Origin of the sequence: Sutterella seckii (genome assembly GCF_009183815.1) — a bacterium.
Taxonomy (GTDB): domain Bacteria; phylum Pseudomonadota; class Gammaproteobacteria; order Burkholderiales; family Burkholderiaceae_F; genus Sutterella; species Sutterella seckii.
On sequence record NZ_WEHX01000010.1, the window covers coordinates 31832 to 47850 of the forward strand.

Here is a 16019-nt window from a genome sequence, read left to right on the forward strand (position 1 = left end):
CACCGATCATGTCCGTTGATTTTTCCTCAATCTCCGGCTCGGTGGACTTCCTCCTTGCCGGCGCCGGCTACACCATTCAGCTCACAGCCATCACCGCCGTCCTCGGCCTTGCGCTTGGAACGCTTCTGGCGCTCGCCCGCCTTTCCTCCATCGGCTGGCTTTCGCTCATTGCGCGCCTCTACATCAATCTGATGCGCGCCGTGCCTCTCGTCCTCGTGCTCTTCTGGTTCTTCCTCCTGATGCCGGAAGTACTCCGCCTTATCTTCGGCCTCGACCATCCGGTGATGATCGGCGCCAACCTGACCGCAATCATCACGTTCGTGCTCTTTGAGGCGGCATACTTTGCGGAAATCATGCGTGCGGGCATCCAGTCGATCGGCCGCGGGCAGTACTTTGCCGCCACGGGTCTCGGTCTGTCCTATGCCCAGACGATGCGCTACGTCATTCTTCCGCAGGCTGTGCGCAACATGCTCCCGGTGCTTCTCACGCAGACGATCATTCTTTTCCAGGACACCAGTCTCGTCTACGTCATCAGCGGCAGCGACTTCATGGGCGCAGTCGTTAAGATCGCCCAGCGCGACGGACAGCTCGTTTTGATGTACTCTTTTGCAGCTGCCTGCTACCTTGCAGTCTCGCTTTCGCTCTCAATGCTCATTCGCCGCCTGCAGGCGAAGATGGCTGTCGCTGCACGCTGACACACTAGAAGAAGAGCTCACCCTTAAGGATCCCTCTCATGGCAATGATTGAAATTAAGAACCTCAGCAAGTGGTACGGCAACTTCCAGGTTCTCAAGAACTGCAACGTCAACGTTGAAAAAGGCGAGGTCGTCGTCGTCTGCGGCCCGTCGGGTTCTGGCAAATCGACGCTCATCAAGACCGTGAACGCGCTCGAACCCTTCCAGAAGGGCGAAATCATCGTCGACGGCGTCTCCGTGGGCGACCCGAAGACGGACCTGCCGAAGCTCAGAAGCCGCGTGGGCATGGTCTTCCAGCACTTTGAGCTTTTCCCGCACCTTTCCATCCGCGAGAATCTGATCCTTGCGCAGATGAAGGTTCTCGGCCGCTCCCGCGAGGAATCGCTTGCCCGCGGCCTCAAGCTTCTTGACCGCGTTGGTCTTCTCGCCCATGCCGACAAGTATCCCGGCCAGCTCTCGGGCGGCCAGCAGCAGCGCGTCGCCATCGCCCGCGCGCTCGCCATGGATCCGATCTGCATGCTCTTTGACGAACCGACGTCCGCGCTTGACCCGGAAATGATCAACGAAGTGCTCGACGTGATGGTGAGCCTTGCCAAGGAAGGCATGACGATGATGGTCGTCACGCACGAAATGGGCTTTGCCAAGAAGGTTGCCGATCACGTGATCTTCATGGACGCCGGCGAAATCATCGAGAACCTGCCGGCTGAGCAGTTCTTCAGCCAGCCCCATACCGAACGCGCGCAGAAGTTCCTCTCGAAGATCCTTAATCACTGATCTTTACAGAAAACTCCCTGACGAAAGAAATTTTAGGGATTTCCGGACGCTCCGTCCGGTTCCGGCAAAACGGGCCGGAACCGGCGGAGCGTTTTTCTTTTAAAATAGAGAGTTGCCCTAAATTCTGGAGCTTAACCGCCATGATCGAAACGCATTACGACGCTGATGCTGCCGTCCGCCTCGGCCGCGATGTCCTTGCGCACGAAGCCGACGCCATTCTTGCTGCAGCCAAGCGTCTTGGCGACACGCCGGACTTTGCCCTGGCCGTGAAGGCTGTTCTCGGCTGCCGCGGCCGCCTCGTCGTTTCAGGCGTCGGCAAATCCGGCCACATCGGCCGCAAGCTTGCCGCCACCTTTGCGTCGACCGGCACGCCGGCCTTTTTCGTTCATGCGGGCGAAGCCGCCCACGGCGACCTCGGCATGATCACGAGCGACGACATCGTGCTCGGCATCTCCTACTCCGGCGAGACGCAGGAGCTCCTCATGATCGTCCCGATCCTGAAGCGCGAGGGAGCGACTCTCATCGCGATGACCGGGAACCCGAATTCAACGCTCGCCAAGCACGCCGACCTGCACATCAACTGCCATGTTGAACGTGAAGCCTGCCCGCTCAATCTTGCGCCGACTTCATCCACTACCGTGACGCTTGCGCTCGGCGACGCCCTCGCGGTTGCCTGCCTCTCAGCGAAGGGCTTCAGCAAGGAAGATTTCGCGCGGAGTCATCCGGGCGGAGCGCTCGGCCGCAGACTCCTCATTCATGTCCGCGACATCATGCGTCAGGGCGATGCGGTTCCGCGCGTCACGGCGGACATTCGACTTCTTGACGCCATTCGCGAAATCACCGCGAAGCACATCGGCATGACGGCTGTCGTCGACGCTGACGACCACGTGATCGGGATCTTCACGGAAGGCGACCTGCGCCGCCTCATTGAAAAAGTGGGCGACGTCCGCAATCTGATCATGCGGGACGTCATGACGCCCAATCCGCACACCATCGGCCCCGACGAACTTGCGGCATCCGCCGTCAAGGCGCTTGAAGCGCATCAGTGCAATCAGCTTCTCGTGGTGGACGCCGACGGCAAGCTTCTCGGCGCCCTGCACATGCACGACCTCATGGATGCGAAGGTGATCTGATGACGACGACGCTTGACCGCCTTAAAGAAATCCGCATTGTCGTCCTCGACGTGGACGGCGTCCTCACCGACGGCTCTCTTGTCTTTACCGACAAGGGCGAGCTCGCCAAAAAGTTCCATGTCCGCGACGGCCTCGGCATCAAGCTTCTGCAGGCCGCCGGCATTGAAGTTGCAATCCTTACGGGCCGCACGTCAGGGATCGTCGCCTACCGCGCCGACGAACTCGGAATGACGAAAGTTGAGCAGGGAAAGCTCAAAAAGCTCCCTACCCTCAGGAAGATGCTTGAGTCGGCCGGACTCAAGCCGGAAAACTGCGCCTACATGGGCGACGATCTCCCTGACCTTCCCTGCCTCAGAACCGTCGGCTTTGCGGCTACGCCCAGGGACGGCAGCAGCGAGCTTGATCCCTACATTCACTGGCGTGCTCCGCATGAGGGCGGCCGTGGGGCGGTGCGCGACCTCGCTGAAAAGATTCTGCAGGCCCAGGGACGCTGGGAGGAACTCATCGAAAAGCAGTTCCTCTCTCAGGAGTAAGCGCATGGCTCACCGCCGTCTCATTTTCCGCGAGCGCATCACCGCCATCGTCGGTTCCGTCATTCTCTTCGGCCTGGTGCTGTTGAGCTACTGGTATTCCGTGCAGTCCGAAATTGCCGGACTCAAATACATCCCGAGCGACAAGAGCCCGGATTTTCTCGCCCGCAATGTTTCACTCACGGATTTCGATGAGACGGGCCAGCCCAAATACAAGGCTTTCTCAGAAAATCTGCAGCATTTCTCCGATGAACGCATGCATGCGGAAAAAGCGCTTGTGCTGTCGCTTGCTCCGGGTGAAGCCGTTGCAAGCGCGCGTGCCGATGAGCTCTGGAGCAACGACGGCATGGAGACGGTGGAATTTTCCGGGAATGTCGAGGTAACCCGCGAACCCTGGGGAACAGAGCCCGAGCTTTACTTCCGAACAAACTTCCTGCGGGCCTGGCTCGATACGCTGCGCTTTGAGACGAACGAACCCGTCTTCATGCGCCGCGGCGAGAATACGACCGAATCTGAGGGCGGTGCAATATACGATAATGTGGCCCGCACCATTGAACTCCGGGACCGCGTCACTACGATTCTCCAGCCGAAAAGTCTTTCGGCCGATGCCCCCTGAAGTCCGGACAATCCTGATTTAACCCTGACACCCATTTTCCCGCCTCCCTCATCCAGAGGCCATCTACGGAGTCTTTCTTCATGAAGAAGCTTCTCATCGCCGCCATCGCCGCCAGCATTGCCTCCGGCGCCTGGGCGCTGCAATCCGACCGAGAGCAGCAGATCGAGGTTCACGCCGACCAGTTCAACGGCGACGAAGTGAAGCAGACTGCCGTCTACAGCGGCGCCGTAGTGGTCGATCAGGGCTCCATGCGCCTCACGGGCGACGTGCTTGAACTCAGAATTACGCCCAAGGGCTATCGTCAGGCGACGATCACCGGAGCTCCCGCACGCTTTCGCCAGCAGCGCGATCCGGATGCTCAGAACCCGGTGGATGAATGGATGCATGCGGAAGCGAAGCGCATTGTTTACGACGAAGAGACTGATAAGGTGACGCTCACGGGCGGCGCCAGACTCTCACGCTCGGAAAACGGCGTTGAAAAAGACATGACCCAGGGCGAACGCATCGTCTACGACATGCGGAATGCCCGCTCGGTCGTGGAGGGCGGCGTCAAGTCGGGGACCGGTCAGCGCGAGCGCGTGACGACCATCATTGCGCCCCGCACGAAGAACGCTCAGCCCGCCCAGCGCGAAGGCGCCCAGCTTCAGAGCGCTCCCTCGCTTTCCACCCCCGCCAAGCCCTGATCCCATACTCTTCTCCGTCTTGAATTCCAATGGAAGCAACTGAAAATCTTCAGAGCGCCGACGCCGTCAAGCACACGCTGGTTGCCAAAGGCCTCAAGAAGCACTACGGCTCCCGCCAGGTCGTCAAGGGCGTGGATCTTTCCGTGAAGTCGGGCGAAGTCGTTGGGCTTCTCGGCCCCAACGGCGCGGGCAAAACCACCACCTTCTACATGGTGGTGGGCCTGGTTGTTGCCGACGACGGCACTATTGAACTCGACGGCAAATCGATCATTCACCAGCCGATCTACCGCCGCGCCCGCATGGGGCTTTCCTATCTGCCTCAGGAAGCGAGCGTCTTCAGAAAGCTGACGGTTGAAGACAACATTCGAGCCATTCTTGAGATGCAGCTCAACGACGAGGGCCGCCCGCTTTCGTCCTATGAGGTTGAGGAGCGGCTTGAAAAGCTCCTTGACGAGCTTCAGATCAAGCACATCCGCACAAATCCTGCGCTCTCGCTTTCCGGCGGCGAGCGCCGCCGCACGGAAATCGCCCGTGCTCTTGCCGCGAATCCGCGCTTCATTCTGCTCGACGAACCCTTTGCCGGCGTCGACCCGATCGCCGTGATTGAAATTCAGCGCATTGTGCGCTTCCTTCGGGACCGCAATATCGGCGTTCTCATCACGGATCACAACGTGCGCGAAACGCTCGCCATCTGCGACCACGCGTACATCATCAATGAAGGCCGCGTTCTTGCTTCGGGCGAACCGAAATCCATCATCAACAACCCCGACGTGCGCGCCTTCTATCTGGGCGACAACTTCAGCATGTAGGGAGCGCCATGTCGCCGAGCATTTCCGCTTCTCTCGCCGCTCAGCTCGCGCAGCAGCAGACGCTCGCTCCGCAGCAGCAGTATGCGCTCCGGCTCCTGCGCATGAATGCGCTCGAACTCCTTGCCGAGGCCGATCTTGCTGCCGAGGAGAACCCGCTTCTTGAGCGTGAGGCGCCGGAAGCAGATGCCCCAGCCGAATCCGCCCCGTCGCTGCACGAGGAAAGCGATGCGGTGCGCAGCGAGGATGAGACGCCTTTTCCTGAGGATCGGGGCCCGCTCGAAAACATTTATTCCGGCTGGTCCGGTTCCGGCGCCGAACATGCCGACGAAACTCCGGCAGTGGAGCGCGTTGCGGCGGAATCGTCTCTGCGCGACGACCTCATTGCCGAACTCAATTCCCTCAATACCGATGAACTGACGCATGAGCTCGTCATCTCGCTCATTGAGGAACTTGACGACTCCGGCTTTCTGCCGCAATCCCTCGCTGAAACCGCCGAAAGCCTCAAAAAAATTGTTTCCGCGCCGCTCGAGGCCTGGAAGAAAGCCCTCGCGCTGCTCCAGACCTTCGATCCTCCGGGAGTCGGCGCCTCTTCGCCGGCAGAAAGCCTCGCGCTACAGGTTCGCCGCCGCATGGAATCGGGATCCGTCGACAAAGAGACCGGCGAACTTCTCATCGAACTCATCCTGAAGCACCTCAGGGAGATTGCGGCCGATGACAGCAAGGCGCTCCTTGCGGTTGCGGACGGCGACAGCGAGAGGCTGGGGAGCGCGCTCGCGCTTCTCAAGACCCTCAACCCGCACCCGGCCGCCAACTATGCAAGCGAAGCCACGCAGTACATCATCGCCGACATCTCCATCCGTCGCGAAGCCGGCCGCTGGCAGGCCTTCCTCAATCCCGGAGCACAGCCCGGGCTTCGGCTTTCCGCCGTCGCGCAGACCATTGCAGTGGATGAGTCCACGCCGTTCGGGCGATACCTCTCGGAAGCGCGACGTCTCATTTCCGGCATAGAAGCCCGGCAGACCACGCTTCTTCGCGCCGCAGAATTTGCGACCGAGCGTCAGCAGGCCTTTTTTGAAAAAGGCCGCGCCGCCTTGCTGCCGCTTACCATCGGAGAAGCCGCAGCCGCGCTCGGGCTCTCGGATTCAACCGTTTCGCGCGCAATCTCCGGAAAATATTTTCAGTGCCCGCTCGGCACATTTGAACTTCGCAGCCTCTTTCTTCTTCCCGCAGTGCAGGCAGTTGATGCGGAAGGCCTCAGCGCCTCCGTCACGCCTCTGCGCATCCGCGCACGCATTTCTGAACTCATTGCCCAGGAAAACCCTGAAAAGCGGCTTTCCGATCAGGCGCTCACCGATCTGCTTCGCGCCGAAGGCTTTGACATCACTCGCCGCACAGTAGCGAAGTACCGTGATCTTGAAGGCATCCCTACGGCACGTCTGCGCAGGGACAAGACCTCTGTTCTTTCTGAATGACTCTTCTCACACCCTATCTCAAGCTTGAGTCCGTCAGGCTTGACCTCGATATCGCCAGCCAAAAACGACTCTTTGAGGAAGCTTCGCTCGCCTTCGAGCGCGCCTACGGCGTACCGCACGACGAAGCGTTTGCAGCTCTCATGGACCGCGAGCGAATCGGCTCGACCGCCGTAGGTCACGGCTGCGCCGTTCCGCACGGCAGACTCTCCGACCTCGACAGCCCGGCGATTGTGTTCCTGCGCACCCTGACGCCCCTCAAGGTGTCCGCCCCCGACAATCTGGGCGTGCAGCTCTTTTTCGCCATTCTTGTGCCCGCAGAAAATCCCGGAGATCATCTGGCGCTCCTCAGGGAAACCGCCGGCATTTTCGGCGACGAAAAAACACGAGAAGCGCTCCTCAGGCGCCCGACGCGATGAGCTTCCTTGAAATACTCTCGCAGTGGTCGCCCGGATCAGAATCCGAAAAATTATCCTGAGCAAAACCTCCTCTGGGCCGGCCATTCCTGATAAAACGAAGGCGTTCTCTCAACTCCAGAAGCGTGAGGCACCATCATGCAGCTCATCATCGTCACGGGACTCTCCGGCGGCGGCAAATCGATTGCCGTTCGGCAGCTTGAAGACAGCGGCTTTTACTGCATCGACAACCTTCCGGGCGAATTCCTTCTCCCCGTTGCGAAGAGCCTCGCCGCAAGCGGCACGCGCGCTGCGGCCGTGGCGATCGATGCACGCTCGCACGCGACCTTTGACAAAGCGCTCGAGGCGTTCGAGGAATTGAAGCGCGAAGGGTTTGACATGCGCGTGCTTTTTCTCACCGCTTCGAATGAGGAACTCATCCGGCGCTTTTCGGAAACCCGCCGCCGGCATCCTTTAAGCACGCATGCAGAGCATCTCGACCAGGAGCTGACGCTTCAGGAAGCCATCCGGCTCGAGCGGGCGCTCCTCGCGCCCGTTGCGCAGATCGCTCACGTCATGGACACGAGCCGTCTGCTGCCTTCGCAGCTGCGCCGCTGGGTGCAGCAGTTCATCGGAGCGCCGTCCGCCAAGCTGACGCTCACCTTTGAATCTTTCGGCTATAAGCGCGGCCTTCCCTTCGCATCAGACCTTGTCTTTGACGTGCGGTGCCTGCCGAACCCCTACTACCTGCCGGAACTGAGGCCCCTCACAGGCATGGACAAGCCCGTTGCCGACTATCTCGCAGGACAGCCTCTTGTCGGAGAAATGATTGCCGACATCGCGCACTTCATCGAAAAGTGGCTGCCGCATTACACCGCGCAGAACAGGCACTACCTCACGGTATGCATCGGCTGCACGGGCGGTCAGCACCGATCGGTTTATGTTGCAGAAGCGCTCGGCCGGCATTTTGCCGATCGTGCGGGAACGATTGTCCGTCACCGGGCAATCGAAGCCAATACACCTCAGGAAGCAAAGCTTCAGACGGAGTAGCCGGCAACCTGGAGCGCGGCCTTTGCAAGCGTCCGTACGGGTGCCGGCATCCCGGGCAACTCATCCCGCCCGGGGAGAAATGCGCTGTAGCCTTCGGCCTTCAACGCTCCCTCATGGGAAATAAACGCTGCGGCCTGAATGAACAGCCGCTGATGCGTGAGCTCTCGCTGGGAATTTCCCAGGCAAACCGTCTTCCACTCGGCATCAAGACCAAAATCCGAAGGGAATAACAGCCCCTTCGACTCCTCAGCAGGAATTTCCCGCACGCAGGGTACCCAAAGCCCACGCCAGATTGAGTCGCTGTTCGGGCGCAGCCAAAGTCCTTCAGTAGAAACAGCAAACCCAAGAAGCAGATGCCGCTCTTTTTTCTCGAGAGATTTCTTGGGCTTTGGGAAATCCTCCGGATTAGCATCCGCGCCCCGGCAGAAAGTCCTAACCGGGCACAACGTGCATTTTGGATTTCGTTTGCAGCAAATCTGGCTTCCGAGATCCATGAGCCCCTGCGTATAGTCCGCAATCAGGTCGCTTCCGGGCAGAAGCGCCTTCGCGCATTGCCGGACCTTTTTTTCAAAGGTCTTTTGGCCTATCCGACCGGGGATCATCCTAAGCCTTGCAAAGACGCGCTTGACGTTGCCGTCGACCATCGGGTATTTGGCTTCATGACTCGTAAAGGCCGCCACGGCCGCTGCTGTTGAGGGGCCAACGCCCGGAAGCGTCAGCAGATCCTGTACGCGTGTCGGAAACTTTCCTGCAAGATTGGATACGACATGCGCGGCAGCGCGCTGCAGATTTCTTGCCCGGGCGTAATACCCGAGTCCGGCCCAAAGCCGCATGAGCTCCTCTTCAGGAGCCTCTGCGAGCGATTCTGCCGTCGGGAATCTTTCCAGAAACCTCTCGTAATAGGGGATCACCGTGGCTACCTGCGTCTGCTGCAGCATGACTTCGGATACAAGCCGCTCATAGGGTGTATCAAAAGCCTGCCACGGCAGCGTGCGTCTGCCGCATGAGCGCTGCCATTCAACAAGCGTGCGGGAAAAGGTCGTCTGAGTCATGAAGGGATCCGAGGGAAATATTGGGCCGCACATTCTCTCATGCAATCCGATGAAACACCTTGAGACTTTCGCGACCCGAACGGCATAAGGTACCGATGACGCATCGGCAGATACAATGATCCGACTTATGCCGGCACTCCCGGATCCTGCCGGCCACTCCGAAAGAATTACAAAAGGACGCATTATGCCCACGGGCAGATTCAGTTCACTCTCCGCCGCAGTTCTTGCCGCTGCCGCCATGACTGCAGCGCACGCCATGCCCGGCATGCCGGCAGGACATCCTGCCGTCTCCATGCCCGACCGCACGCTTTTTGAACTCATTGCCGCCGGCGTCGCCATTCATCGCAATGATCCGGACTTTGCGTATGCCGCCTGGATGGATGCGGCGCAAAAAGAGCGCAACCCTGAAATCGCCGAACTCGCCTGGCAGGCGGCTGTAGCCTCGCGGCAGCCTGAAAAGGCGCTCGAAGCTGCCAGACTCTGGCTGCGCCTTGACCCCAAATCCGAAAAAGCCCTTCAGACGATTCTGGCTGACGCCGTTGAGCGGAACGATCAGCAGGGGATCCTGGACACGCTCGCCCAAATGGAAAAAGCGCTTTCCCCCGGCGACGAGAAGAAGGGAGACTGGATTGAACGTCTCCTTGACGTGCTCGGCCATACGGCCAAGCCGGGCGCAGGGCTTCAGAAACTCAGCGATGCGCTTGCTCCCTATGCCGCCCGCTATCCGAAGCGCGCCGACATCGGCATCGGCTATGCGCAGCTTCTTTCGCGCTCAGGGAAACTGGCGCTCGCCTGCACGCGTGCCGAAACTGCCATCCGTCAGGCGCCCGACGACCCTGAACTTTTGGGGCGCGCAGCCGACATCTGCTGGCCTGCCGATACGGCAAAGACGCGCGCGCTTCTGAGTCAGTACCTCAAGCGCCACCCGGACGACAGTCTTGTGCTCCTGATTTCCGGCCGCGTCGAGCAGCGGCTCGGCGAACGCGCTCAGGCGCTCGCCACGCTCGACCGCGCCATGAAGAAGGGCACGAAGGACGCCCGCATTGCGCTCAACGCAGGGCAGCTTGCCGCCGATCTCAATGACGCCGCCCGAACGGAAAAATTCCTTCTGCGCTATGTGGAGCTTCTGCGGGAGGAAAGCGAAGAGATTGATCTTTCACGCCTGGAAGTGTGGCTTCAGATGGGCAACGCCGCGCTCATGCAGAAATCGCCCGCACGCGCCGCGGAGTATTTCCATGAACTTCAGGGCGGTCCCTTCGCGCTTCAGGCGCGCATCCGCGAGGCGCTTGCTCTCACGGACATGGGCAGGCCCGATGAGGCGCTCCTTGTTCTCAAAAAGGCCCGGGAAACGCTTCCTCTGGATGCCGCCGCCCTCTATTCGGCAGAGACGAAGCTTCTTCTCGAACTCAATCGCCGGGATGATGCGGTAAAGCTCATCACGGAGGCCGTCGAAAAGCTCCCGTCGGAACCCGGCATCCTCTACGACGCCGCCATGGTTGAGGAGGAATCCGGGAATACTGCCGCCGCAGAAAAGCACCTTGAAGCGCTTGTCAAGCTCAGTCCCAATCATGCCGAAGCGCTCAACGCTCTCGGCTACCTCTGGGCGGACGGCAACCGCAATCTCAAGGAGGCCAGAGAACTTCTCGAGCGCGCCTACAAGGCCGAGCCGCTCAATCCCTTCATTCTGGATTCCATGGGCTGGCTCTGCTATCGGGAAGGCCGCCTCAGGGCCGCCGCGGAATTTACGAGCGCCTCGCTCAAGCGCCTCTGGGATGCTGAAGTAGCCGCCCATCTGGTCGAGATCCTCGCACGGGACGGGCGCACTGCCGAAGCGGAAAGAATGCTGGCGGACTATGCCGCCCGCACCAGTACGGAGGAAGCCAAGGCCCTGGCCGACCGGCTGTCCCTCAAGCTGCCGTCCCTTCCTGAGACAAAGAAATGATGCAGCGACGACTCGTCCTTTCCGCGCTGGCCGCAGCGCTTCTCGTTGGCGGCTGCGCCGCACCGCTCGCGAATGCGCATACGTGGAAGGGGCGCTTCGCGCTCCGAAGCGAAAAGGAAAACCTTTCCGGACGCTTTGAGCTCACAGAGGCTCCGGATCTTCTGCGGCTTGATCTCCTTACGCCGCTTTCGGGCATCCTCGCGCGCATTGAGGAAACGTCTGACGGTGCAGTCTTCATGAAGAGCCTCTCGGATCCGGGAATCAAGGGCAAAAACCTTGAAGCGCTCATGGAGTCGCTCTTGGGATTCACGCTGCCGGTTCACGATCTTCTCGACCTCTTGAGAGCGGGTGCGGCGGCCCGGGATCTTTCATCCCGAAACTGGCAGTGCCGCATTCTCTCGAGGCTCCCCGACGGCGCTCCGCAGCGTCTTCGCATCGAGCGCGCCGCCCCGAACGCCCTCCAGGTCACGCTTTTCATTGATGAGGCTCACTGATGACCACTGCTACTCAGGTGCCGCGCAGATTCATCGGCCTTCCGGCCCCGGCAAAGCTCAATCTTTTTCTCCATGTCATCGGCCGCCGCACAGACGGGAAGCACCTTCTCGAATCCATTTTCATACTGATTGATCTCGCCGACGCGCTCGACTTCACGCTCCGCGATGACGGCGCCATCGTTCGTACGGGAGATCTCGAGTGCGAGGCTGAAAAGGACCTCTGCGTCCGCGCCGCTGCCGCCCTCCGGGACGCCGCAGGGAAGCCTCTGGCGGGCGCGGAAATTCACGTGAAGAAGCGCATCCCGGCCGGAGCCGGCATGGGAGGCGGAAGTTCCGACGCTGCAACAACTCTCATTGCGCTCAATCAGCTCTGGGGACTGGACCTTCCCCGGGAGGAGCTTGCCCTTATAGGCGAGACGCTCGGCGCCGACATTCCCTTCTTCATCAGAGGGAAAAATGCGTTCGTTGAGGGCATCGGAGAAATCATCACTCCGATGGATGTTCCTCCCGCCGAATACGCTGTCCTCTGGCCCGGACGCGGTGTTTCCACTGCGAAAATTTTCTCTTCACCTTCCTTGACAAGGGATAGTGAATCCTTGAAAATAGCCATCTTTTCCGACTTACTCCGGAACCGCTGGCCTGAGCTCCCCGGACATAATGACCTGCAGAAAACTGCAGTCGGTCTTGAGCCTGCGATCCTTCAAGCCCTGGACGCCCTTGCGCCCTTCGGCGAAGCCCGCATGACCGGCTCCGGAAGCGCTGTCTTCGCACTGAACAGGACCGGTTCGGCCGAACCTGCATCTCTGATGGAACGCATCCCTGTTGACTGGCGTTTCTTCAGCGTTCGCAGTCTCCCCGAACATCCGCTCTGCGCGTGGACGCGCAGTGCCGAAGAAGAAAGCACAGGGGTGTAGCCAAGCGGTAAGGCACCGGATTTTGATTCCGGCTACCGAAGGTTCGATTCCTTCCACCCCTGCCAGATCCCCGGGATCATCAGAAAACTGATGTCTCGGCGGAGCGCCCTGGCGGACACCCTCGCCAGTCTCAACCCAACCCCAAGTGAGAGCAGAAATCATGGTCCCCATGGTGCCGGAAAGCATGATGGTCTTTGCAGGCAATGCCAATCCCAAGCTTGCCCAGGCCGTCACCGAATATCTCCACATTCCCCTCGGCCGCGCGTCGGTTGCCCGCTTCAGCGACGGCGAGGTCAGCGTTCAGCTGCTGGATACGGTCCGCGGCAAGGACGTCTTCGTTCTGCAGAGCACCTGTGCTCCGACGAACGACAATCTGATGGAGCTTCTGATCATGGTGGATGCGCTCAAGCGCGCTTCTGCCCGCCGCATCACGGCTGCGATTCCCTACTACGGCTATGCGCGTCAGGACCGTCGTCCGCGTTCGGCCCGCGTCGCCATCTCGGCGAAGGTTGTCGCCAACATGCTCCAGTCCGCCGGCGTTGATCACGTCCTGACGATGGACCTGCATGCCGACCAGATTCAGGGCTTCTTCGACATCCCCGTCGACAACATTTACGCCACGCCGGTGCTTCTCGCCGACCTGCACGCCCGTCACCTCGAGAACCCGATCGTGGTCTCTCCCGATGTCGGCGGCGTCGTCCGCGCCCGCGCCATGGCGAAGGCCATCGAATCCGATCTCGCCATCATCGACAAGCGCCGTCCGCGCGCCAATGTCGCTGAGATCATGAACATCATCGGCGACGTGAAGGGCCGCACCTGCATCATTACCGACGACATCGTCGACACCGCCGGCACGCTCTGCAATGCCGCGGGCGCCCTCAAGGAACGCGGTGCGCTCGGCGTTGTGGCCTACATCACGCATCCGGTGCTCTCGGGCGCCGCGATCGATCGCATTACCAATTCCGCTCTGGACGAGCTGGTCGTGACGGATACCATTCCGCTCTCGCCCGCCGCCCAGGCCTGCCCGAAGATCCGCCAGGTCTCCTGCGCGGCCATCATCGGCGAAACCCTCTCGCGCATCGCGCGCGAAGCCTCCGTGAGCAGCCTGTTCGCGGAGTAATGAGCAAAGCGGCGCGGAGTTGGTCGCGATTCCCGCCGCGCTCTTTTTCTTAATCAATCATCACTCCTGAGGAGTTACCAATGAAAGTCATCGCCACCACGCGCAAGGCGCAAGGTACGGGTGCGAGCCGCCGTCTGCGTCGTGCGGACAAGCTGCCGGGCATCGTCTACGGCGGCAACCAGCCCGCTGCGCCGATCGAGCTCGAACACAATCCGATCTTCTTTGCCCTTCGCAAGGAAAAGTTCCACGCTTCGATCCTGACGATGGAGCTTGACGGCGTCGAGCAGCTCGTTGTTCTGCGCGCCTTCCAGATGCATCCCTACAAGCCGCAGGTCATGCACATCGACTTCCAGCGCATCATGCCGGATCAGGAAGTCACGATGCGCGTGCCGCTGCACTTCTCGGGCGACGAAATCAGCCCGGCCGTCAAGGTTTCGAAGTGCATCATCTCGCACACCGTCTCCTACGTCGAAGTGGCCTGCCTGCCGCGCGATCTTCCGGAATTCATTGAGGTCGACCTCTCGAAGATGGAAGACGGCATGACGCTGCACTCCACCGAGCTCGTGGTCCCGGCCGGCGTTCGCGTTGTCACTGACACCGTCGTCGCCTCCGTCATCACGCCGGTTGAAGAAGTCGTCACCGCTCCGGCTGCCGACGCCGCTGCTCCGGCTGCTGACGCTGCCGCCGCTGCTGCTCCCGCCGCTGACGCTGCCAAGTAATCCGGTTTTCACAGCCTGATTTACACTTAAGGGCCCGCTCGACAAATTTGCCGGGGCGGGCCTTTATGCCTTTATATTTTTCAAAATTCCCGAATGCGGGGCAGGACCGGGAACTCATCTCTCCCCATTTCGCTTCCTGCCGCACTTCGCCAAAGACTTTTCTCCTGCTGTCCGCCTCATTCTCCATGACTTTCGAGACCTGATGTGCGAGGCCGTTCAGCGCCATCTCCTACACCGAATCTCAAAAATCATGGCTACATTTGCCGAACTCGGCCTCTCGCCCCAGCTCGTCTCTTCTCTTTCCGCCCTCGGCTTTGAAGAACCCACGCCCATTCAGGAAGCCGCCATTCCGGCAATCCTCAAGGGGTCGGACGTTCTCGGCCAGGCCGCTACCGGCACGGGCAAAACCGCAGCTTTTGCGCTCCCTCTGATCGAACGCTGGGCGCTCGGTCATGAACCGGGCGAACCCGTCATCCTCGTCCTCACGCCGACCCGCGAGCTCTGCCTCCAGGTCTCCGAATCCTTCCACAGCTACGGCCGCGATGCCGGTATCGTGGTGACGCCCATCTACGGCGGACAGGAATACGGCCGCCAGATCCGCGCGCTCAAGCGCGGCACTCATGTTGTCGTCGCCACTCCGGGACGCGCCCTCGACCACATCAACCGCGGCACGCTTCACCTTGAAAGCATCCAGGCCATCGTGCTTGACGAAGCGGACGAGATGCTCGATCTCGGCTTTGCCGATGAGCTTGACGCCATCTTCGAAGCGCTCCCGGGCCACGTCCAGACGGCGCTCTTCTCCGCCACGCTTCCCCCGCGGATTGCCAAGATTGCCGACGAACACCTTGAGAATCCCGAACGCATTTCCATCGCCCGCGAGGAGACGCCTGAGGGAGAAGCACCCAGAGTGCCGCAGATCGCCTATGTCGTTCCGCGCAACTACCGCACCGCAGCGCTCGGCCGCATTCTCGACCTTGAAGATCCGGAACTCGCCATCATCTTCGCGCGCACCCGCAACGAAGTGGACGAACTCACCGAAGCGCTGCGCGTGCGCGGCTACAGCGTCGAAGCGCTCCACGGCGGCCTCGATCAGCCGACCCGCGACCGCGTGATGCGCCGTGCCCGCGCCGGACAGCTCGACGCCATCGTGGCAACCGACGTTGCCGCCCGCGGCATTGACCTCGAGAATCTCACGCACGTCATCAATTTCGGCATTCCAGCTTCCTTCGAAACGTACGTCCACCGCATCGGACGCACCGGCCGCGCCGGACGCACCGGTACGGCGATCACGATCATCGAGCCGCGCGAGCATCGTCAGCTCCGTGCGCTCGAGCGCTTCACGCGTTCGAAGATTGAGATCCGCACGGTGCCCTCCGCTACCGATGTGCAGGCAAAGCGCCTTGAAGTGACGCGCGGCGCCATTGAGGAACTCCTCACGGAAGGCAACCTCGACCGCTACCGCGTCATTGTCGAGTCGCTCTGCGAAGAACACGACCCGATGGACGTTGCGGCCGCCGCCGTGCGCTACGCCTTTGAAAACGAAGGCGCCGCCGAGGATGAAATGGAAATTCCGGCTTTCGCCGCCCGTGAACGCCGCGAACCGCGCGACGAGGGCGACCGCCGCC

At 60.7% G+C, this 16019-nt stretch carries 18 protein-coding genes and 1 tRNA gene; 17 read left to right on the plus strand and 2 right to left on the minus strand.

Translation table 11 applies throughout. The annotated features are described in order from the left end of the window. The first annotated feature begins 8 nt into the window (after positions 1-8). On the plus strand, positions 9-695 hold the full coding sequence (locus GBM95_RS03245; protein ID WP_152157769.1) for an amino acid ABC transporter permease: 687 nt from the start codon (positions 9-11) through the stop codon (positions 693-695). Positions 696-739: 44 nt separating this feature from the next. Continuing rightward, positions 740-1468, plus strand: a complete 729-nt coding sequence (locus GBM95_RS03250; RefSeq protein ID WP_165697889.1) for an amino acid ABC transporter ATP-binding protein — start codon at positions 740-742, stop codon at positions 1466-1468. Here the strand turns inward: GBM95_RS03250 and GBM95_RS12275 are convergent. After that, the gene (locus GBM95_RS12275; protein WP_193222558.1) at positions 1458-1610 is read right to left on the minus strand and encodes a hypothetical protein; all 153 of its coding nucleotides are present in this window, start codon (positions 1608-1610) and stop codon (positions 1458-1460) included. The genes GBM95_RS03250 and GBM95_RS12275 overlap by 11 nt on opposite strands. Here GBM95_RS12275 and GBM95_RS03255 point away from each other — a divergent pair. The 8 genes from GBM95_RS03255 to rapZ all read left to right on the plus strand — a co-directional run bounded on the left by GBM95_RS03255 (position 1609) and on the right by rapZ (position 8153). Beyond that, complete coding sequence (locus tag GBM95_RS03255; RefSeq protein WP_152157770.1) at positions 1609-2601, plus strand: KpsF/GutQ family sugar-phosphate isomerase; 993 nt, start codon at positions 1609-1611, stop codon at positions 2599-2601. The two genes, GBM95_RS12275 and GBM95_RS03255, sit on opposite strands and share 2 nt — an antisense overlap. After that, on the plus strand, positions 2601-3134 hold the full coding sequence (locus GBM95_RS03260; protein WP_152157771.1) for a KdsC family phosphatase: 534 nt from the start codon (positions 2601-2603) through the stop codon (positions 3132-3134). Before GBM95_RS03255 ends, GBM95_RS03260 begins: the two co-directional genes overlap by 1 nt. Before the next feature lie 4 nt (positions 3135-3138). After that, entirely contained in the window at positions 3139-3747 is a 609-nt protein-coding gene (gene lptC / locus GBM95_RS03265; RefSeq protein WP_152157772.1) for an LPS export ABC transporter periplasmic protein LptC, read from the plus strand. A gap of 80 nt (positions 3748-3827) precedes the next feature. Further along, on the plus strand, positions 3828-4430 hold the full coding sequence (gene lptA, locus GBM95_RS03270) for a lipopolysaccharide transport periplasmic protein LptA (RefSeq protein WP_152157773.1): 603 nt from the start codon (positions 3828-3830) through the stop codon (positions 4428-4430). 29 nt (positions 4431-4459) lie between these two features. Next, entirely contained in the window at positions 4460-5239 is a 780-nt protein-coding gene (lptB, locus tag GBM95_RS03275) for an LPS export ABC transporter ATP-binding protein (RefSeq protein WP_152157774.1), read from the plus strand. 8 nt (positions 5240-5247) lie between these two features. Continuing rightward, entirely contained in the window at positions 5248-6711 is a 1464-nt protein-coding gene (rpoN, locus tag GBM95_RS03280) for an RNA polymerase factor sigma-54 (protein ID WP_152157775.1), read from the plus strand. Next, a complete protein-coding gene (locus GBM95_RS03285) occupies positions 6708-7127 on the plus strand; it encodes a PTS sugar transporter subunit IIA (RefSeq protein WP_152157776.1) in 420 nt (139 codons plus the stop codon). Before rpoN ends, GBM95_RS03285 begins: the two co-directional genes overlap by 4 nt. Before the next feature lie 135 nt (positions 7128-7262). After that, entirely contained in the window at positions 7263-8153 is an 891-nt protein-coding gene (gene rapZ / locus GBM95_RS03290) for an RNase adapter RapZ (RefSeq protein WP_152157777.1), read from the plus strand. Here the strand turns inward: rapZ and mutY are convergent. Next, a complete protein-coding gene (gene mutY, locus GBM95_RS03295; RefSeq protein WP_152157778.1) occupies positions 8141-9205 on the minus strand; it encodes an A/G-specific adenine glycosylase in 1065 nt (354 codons plus the stop codon). The genes rapZ and mutY overlap by 13 nt on opposite strands. Before the next feature lie 184 nt (positions 9206-9389). Here mutY and GBM95_RS03300 point away from each other — a divergent pair, with 184 nt between their 5' ends. The 7 genes from GBM95_RS03300 to GBM95_RS03330 all read left to right on the plus strand — a co-directional run. Continuing rightward, a complete protein-coding gene (locus GBM95_RS03300) occupies positions 9390-11147 on the plus strand; it encodes a tetratricopeptide repeat protein (RefSeq protein WP_152157779.1) in 1758 nt (585 codons plus the stop codon). Then, positions 11144-11641 carry a lipoprotein insertase outer membrane protein LolB gene (locus tag GBM95_RS03305; RefSeq protein ID WP_152157780.1) on the plus strand — a complete coding sequence of 166 codons (498 nt, stop codon included), beginning with the start codon at positions 11144-11146 and terminating at the stop codon, positions 11639-11641. Before GBM95_RS03300 ends, GBM95_RS03305 begins: the two co-directional genes overlap by 4 nt. Further along, positions 11641-12555, plus strand: coding sequence for a 4-(cytidine 5'-diphospho)-2-C-methyl-D-erythritol kinase (gene ispE, locus GBM95_RS03310; RefSeq protein WP_152157781.1), 915 nt, complete (start codon positions 11641-11643; stop codon positions 12553-12555). The genes GBM95_RS03305 and ispE overlap by 1 nt, the downstream gene beginning before the upstream one ends. Next, a tRNA-Gln gene (locus GBM95_RS03315) sits at positions 12546-12620 on the plus strand. Before ispE ends, GBM95_RS03315 begins: the two co-directional genes overlap by 10 nt. A gap of 104 nt (positions 12621-12724) precedes the next feature. Further along, on the plus strand, positions 12725-13675 hold the full coding sequence (locus GBM95_RS03320) for a ribose-phosphate pyrophosphokinase (protein WP_165697890.1): 951 nt from the start codon (positions 12725-12727) through the stop codon (positions 13673-13675). 80 nt (positions 13676-13755) lie between these two features. Continuing rightward, positions 13756-14394 carry a 50S ribosomal protein L25/general stress protein Ctc gene (locus GBM95_RS03325; protein WP_152157782.1) on the plus strand — a complete coding sequence of 213 codons (639 nt, stop codon included), beginning with the start codon at positions 13756-13758 and terminating at the stop codon, positions 14392-14394. Between the two features lie 250 nt (positions 14395-14644). After that, on the plus strand, positions 14645-16019 hold a 1375-nt coding region (locus GBM95_RS03330; RefSeq protein ID WP_152157783.1), incomplete at its 3' end, for a DEAD/DEAH box helicase.

Coding starts and splice junctions, on each gene's coding strand:
- GBM95_RS03245 (WP_152157769.1), top strand. CDS start 9: ATGTCCGTTGATTTTTCCTCAATCTCCGGCTCGGTGGACTTCCTCCTT.
- GBM95_RS03250 (WP_165697889.1), top strand. CDS start 740: ATGATTGAAATTAAGAACCTCAGCAAGTGGTACGGCAACTTCCAGGTT.
- GBM95_RS03255 (WP_152157770.1), top strand. CDS start 1,609: ATGATCGAAACGCATTACGACGCTGATGCTGCCGTCCGCCTCGGCCGC.
- GBM95_RS12275 (WP_193222558.1), bottom strand. CDS start 1,610: ATGGCGGTTAAGCTCCAGAATTTAGGGCAACTCTCTATTTTAAAAGAA.
- GBM95_RS03260 (WP_152157771.1), top strand. CDS start 2,601: ATGACGACGACGCTTGACCGCCTTAAAGAAATCCGCATTGTCGTCCTC.
- lptC (WP_152157772.1), top strand. CDS start 3,139: ATGGCTCACCGCCGTCTCATTTTCCGCGAGCGCATCACCGCCATCGTC.
- lptA (WP_152157773.1), top strand. CDS start 3,828: ATGAAGAAGCTTCTCATCGCCGCCATCGCCGCCAGCATTGCCTCCGGC.
- lptB (WP_152157774.1), top strand. CDS start 4,460: ATGGAAGCAACTGAAAATCTTCAGAGCGCCGACGCCGTCAAGCACACG.
- rpoN (WP_152157775.1), top strand. CDS start 5,248: ATGTCGCCGAGCATTTCCGCTTCTCTCGCCGCTCAGCTCGCGCAGCAG.
- GBM95_RS03285 (WP_152157776.1), top strand. CDS start 6,708: ATGACTCTTCTCACACCCTATCTCAAGCTTGAGTCCGTCAGGCTTGAC.
- rapZ (WP_152157777.1), top strand. CDS start 7,263: ATGCAGCTCATCATCGTCACGGGACTCTCCGGCGGCGGCAAATCGATT.
- mutY (WP_152157778.1), bottom strand. CDS start 9,205: ATGACTCAGACGACCTTTTCCCGCACGCTTGTTGAATGGCAGCGCTCA.
- GBM95_RS03300 (WP_152157779.1), top strand. CDS start 9,390: ATGCCCACGGGCAGATTCAGTTCACTCTCCGCCGCAGTTCTTGCCGCT.
- GBM95_RS03305 (WP_152157780.1), top strand. CDS start 11,144: ATGATGCAGCGACGACTCGTCCTTTCCGCGCTGGCCGCAGCGCTTCTC.
- ispE (WP_152157781.1), top strand. CDS start 11,641: ATGACCACTGCTACTCAGGTGCCGCGCAGATTCATCGGCCTTCCGGCC.
- GBM95_RS03320 (WP_165697890.1), top strand. CDS start 12,725: ATGGTGCCGGAAAGCATGATGGTCTTTGCAGGCAATGCCAATCCCAAG.
- GBM95_RS03325 (WP_152157782.1), top strand. CDS start 13,756: ATGAAAGTCATCGCCACCACGCGCAAGGCGCAAGGTACGGGTGCGAGC.